This window comes from Rhizobium ecuadorense, assembly GCF_001187535.1.
Taxonomy (GTDB): domain Bacteria; phylum Pseudomonadota; class Alphaproteobacteria; order Rhizobiales; family Rhizobiaceae; genus Rhizobium; species Rhizobium ecuadorense.
On record NZ_LFIO01000529.1, the window covers coordinates 1 to 4,052 of the forward strand.

Below are 4,052 nucleotides of genomic sequence, written 5' to 3' on the forward strand. Positions count from 1 at the left end.
GCGGGCCGATCGGCGATCGCTTCGGCGCCCGTTTCGTCATCTGGTTCTCGATTCTCGGCGTCATTCCTTTCGCGCTGCTGCTGCCCTATGCAAACCTGTTCTGGACGAGCGTGCTCAGCATCGTCATCGGCCTGATCTTCGCTTCGGCTTTTTCGGCGATCGTCGTCTTCGCACAGGAACTGGTGCCCGGCCGCGTCGGGCTGATCGCCGGCGTCTTCTTCGGTTTTGCGTTCGGGGCAGGGGGGCTGGGTGCAGCACTGCTCGGCAGTTTCGCCGATACCCATAGCATCGATTTCGTCTACCGTATCTGCTCCTATCTGCCGCTTCTCGGTCTGCTGACGATCTTCCTGCCGCGCATCCCGAAGCCAGTCTGAGGCGATATAGCGCTTCGACAACGCATCGACCTGGAATATCCGCCATATTCCGGGCTCAATGCGTGATGCGGTGTCGCAAGCAGGCGATCACCTGCGGATGAGAATGTATTTTTCTCCTCATCATGATGAAGAGGATAGGCTTGCTTTAATCCACTATTTTTATAGATAATATCTGTCCAATAATCGGTCGCGGCACGATATCGGAAGGAAATGGCATGTCTGCTTACAAACTGGTCGGCCTGGCGGGTAGCTTCAACCGTCCCTCGAAGACTTTCGCACTGGTCGAAAACATCGCCGCCCTTGCCGGTGAAAAATACGGCTTCGAGAACACCCTCTACGACCTCTCCGATGTCGGCCCCTCGCTTGGCCAGGCGCTGCGCCGCGGCGATCTCGACAGCCGCGCAAAAGAAGTCATCGATGACATTGTCAATGCCGATCTGCTGGTCATCGGCGCGCCGACCTATAAGGGCAGCTATCCCGGCCTGTTCAAACATCTGATCGACCTGATCGACCCGCATGAGCTACGCGCCAAGCCGATCGTCATCACCGCGACAGGCGGCGGTGACCGGCACGCGCTGATGGTCGAGCATCAGCTGCGCCCGCTCTTCGGCTTCTTCATGTCGCACACGCTGCCGACGGCCGTCTATGCGTCCGATCGCGACTTCACCGATTACCGCGTCTCATCCGAACCGCTTGCCAAGCGAATTGGAGAAGTCATCGGCGAGCTTTCGGCTTTCTTTCCCGCCCGCACGCAAGCCCTCATTGCTGCCGAGTAAAAGGTCGCGGAAACAGGCTCGAAGGCGGCGCTCCGAGGGCGCCGTCTTCATTTTTAGAATATGCTTATAAGCCGCGATCAATCCATAAATTTGGTAGAAATTTATCCTGCCGATATCGATGGCAGGGCAAGAGTTTTTCCGACCCTTCCTTCATATCAGACTTTCCTGCTTCGCTCCCGGTCCACGCATTTGCCAATATTCGCCTGCTCGGGGCGTTCGGCCTCATTCAGTCAGACGGGATATAACAATGAGCAAGAACAAAAATCTTCACGGCTTCCACCTTTCGCGCCGCGCGGCTCTGGCCGCCGTCGCCGTTTCTGCTGCCACACTTTTTGCTTTTGCAGCACCTGCTCCTTCCTTTGCCGAGGACAAGTCGATCAAGGTCGGCATCATGGCCGGCGAGGAGGAGGATATCTGGCGCGTGGTCACCAGCGAGGCGGCCAAGAAGGGCCTCAAGATCGAAACGATCACCTTCAACGATTATACGCAGCCGAATGAAGCGCTGGAGCGCGGCGAACTTGACGCCAACGCCTTCCAGCACCAGCCCTATCTCGACAACCAGATCAAGCAACACGGCTACCACATCACTCGCGTCGGTTATACCGGTGTCTGGCCGATTGGCCTCTACACCAAGAAGTACAAATCCGTTGCGGAGATTCCTGATGGCGCCGTCATCGGCGTGCCGAACGATCCCTCGAACGAAGGCCGGGCGTTGCGCGTTCTCCAGAGCGAAGGCCTGATCAAGCTGAAGGACGGCACCGGCATTCTGGCGACCGTCGCCGACGTCACCGACAATCCGAAGAAGATCGAAATCAAGGAACTCGACGCCGGCATCGTCGGCCGTTCGATCGACGATCTGGATGCCGGTGTCGTCAACACCGACTGGGCGCTGAAGAGCGGTCTTTCTCCGGCCGAACGCATTGCCCAGGAGCCGATCGCCGACAATCCCTATCGCAACTTCATCGCCGTCAAGGACGACAACAAGGATGCGGATTGGGTGAAGACACTCGTCTCTTCCTATCAGAACGACACCGTCAAGGCCGAGTTCGACAAGGTCTACAAGGGGACGGGTCTCAGCGCCTATTGATCCGCAATAGGGCCGGGGTTAAGGCCTGCCGAGAGGCGGTCCGGGCGTTGATTGCCCGGGCCGCCTTCGGTCTTTGTAAGGAAAAGCACATGAATTCCTTTGTTTCCACCACGGCGATCGCGGCACAGCCGCAAGCGGCCGCTGCCGAAGAGGTGGTGAGGCTGACCGATGTGAAGCGGCGCTTCGGGACCACACCCGCGCTCGACGGCATTTCGCTGACCGTGAGGAGAGGCGAGATCCTTGGCATCATCGGCCGTAGCGGCGCCGGCAAATCGACGCTGATCCGCTGCCTGAACGGCTTGGAGCGCGCCGACAGCGGCGAGATCCTCATCGAAGGCCGCGATATCACGGCGCTTGCCGAACATGAGTTGCAGCCGCTGCGCCGCCGCATCGGCATGATCTTCCAGCATTTCAACCTGTTGTCCGCCAAGACAGTCGAGGAAAATGTCGCGCTGCCGCTGAAGATCGAGGGTATCGCCAGGAACGAACGCTTGAGGCGGGCGCATGAACTGCTCGATCTCGTCGGCCTTGCCGACAAGGCGAAAGCCTATCCCGCATCGCTCTCCGGTGGCCAGAAACAGCGCGTCGGCATCGCCCGTGCGCTTGCGGCGCGCCCGGCGCTGCTCTTGTCCGACGAGGCGACATCGGCGCTCGACCCTGAGACGACCCGGTCGATCCTGGCATTGCTGAAGGACATCAACCGTAAGCTTGGCCTGACCATTCTGCTGATCACCCACGAGATGGAAGTGGTGCGCGGCATTGCCGATCGCGTCGCGGTCATCGACGCCGGGCGGATCGTCGAGGAGGGGCAGGTCTGGTCGGTCTTTGCCGATCCGCGAGAGACCATCACCAGGAGCCTGCTCGGCGGCATCCGTCCCCAGCTTCCCGATCATATCGCCGGCCGGCTGTCGGCGACTGGAGGCAGCGAGGCGATCCTCAGCGTCGATCTGGCCGGTCCGCAAGCGCAGGGTGCCCTGTTTGCCGAACTCTCGGCGGCGCTGCCGCATTCCTTCCGCCTCGTCCATGGCGGCATCGACCATATCCAGAACCAGCCGGTGGCGCGGTTCTTCATCGCCGTTCCCGCACGCGACCCCGCGCTTGCCGGAAAGGTCGAACAATTTCTGACGGCCCGGTCCGCCCGGGTGGAGGTACTTGGTTATGACACCGATCATGCTTGAACTGCTGGTTCGCTCCCTGTGGGAGACGGTGCTGATGACCGTCGCCTCGGGCGTGATCTCGCTGGTCGCCGGCCTGCCGCTCGGTCTTGCCCTTGTCGTCACGGCGCGCGGCGGCATCGCCGAAAATCTCTGGATCAACCGCACGTTCGGCGCCACCATCAACGGCTTCCGGTCGGTGCCCTTCATCATCCTGCTGGTGGCGCTGATCCCGCTGACGCGGCTGATCGTCGGCACGGCACTCGGCACCTGGGCGGCCATCGTGCCGCTCGCCATCGCCGCCACACCCTATTACGCCCGCATCGCCGAAGTGTCGCTGCGCGAGGTCGACCGCGGGTTGATCGATGCGGTGCGCGCCATGGGCGGCAATCGTTGGACGATCATCCGCGAGGTGCTGGTGCCCGAAGCGCTGCCCGGCATCGTCGCCGGTTTCACCGTCACGCTGGTGACGTTGATCGGCGCTTCGGCGATGGCCGGTGCGATCGGCGCCGGCGGCCTGGGCGATCTCGCCATCCGTTATGGCTATCAGCGCTTCGAAACCAGCGTGATGATCGCGGTGGTGGCCGTGCTCATCGTGCTCGTCTGCGGCATCCAGTGGTTTGGCGACCGGCTCGTCGCCAGGCTGGACCGGAGATAGGTC

General features: G+C 61.3%; 5 protein-coding genes. All 5 read left to right on the forward strand.

Annotation, left to right across the window (positions count from 1 at the left end):
- Positions 1-374 (forward strand): MFS transporter (locus tag AF337_RS11845; RefSeq protein ID WP_160320281.1); only part of this gene is annotated, 374 nt, incomplete at its 5' end.
- A gap of 215 nt (positions 375-589) precedes the next feature.
- On the forward strand, positions 590-1,150 hold the full coding sequence (gene msuE / locus AF337_RS11850; protein WP_049732311.1) for an FMN reductase: 561 nt from the start codon (positions 590-592) through the stop codon (positions 1,148-1,150).
- Between the two features lie 247 nt (positions 1,151-1,397).
- Positions 1,398-2,237 carry a MetQ/NlpA family lipoprotein gene (locus AF337_RS11855; RefSeq protein WP_049732312.1) on the forward strand — a complete coding sequence of 280 codons (840 nt, stop codon included), beginning with the start codon at positions 1,398-1,400 and terminating at the stop codon, positions 2,235-2,237.
- A gap of 89 nt (positions 2,238-2,326) precedes the next feature.
- A complete protein-coding gene (locus AF337_RS11860) occupies positions 2,327-3,415 on the forward strand; it encodes a methionine ABC transporter ATP-binding protein (RefSeq protein ID WP_049732313.1) in 1,089 nt (362 codons plus the stop codon).
- Complete coding sequence (locus tag AF337_RS11865) at positions 3,396-4,049, forward strand: methionine ABC transporter permease (protein WP_049732314.1); 654 nt, start codon at positions 3,396-3,398, stop codon at positions 4,047-4,049. The genes AF337_RS11860 and AF337_RS11865 overlap by 20 nt, the downstream gene beginning before the upstream one ends.
- The last annotated feature ends 3 nt before the right edge of the window (positions 4,050-4,052 follow it).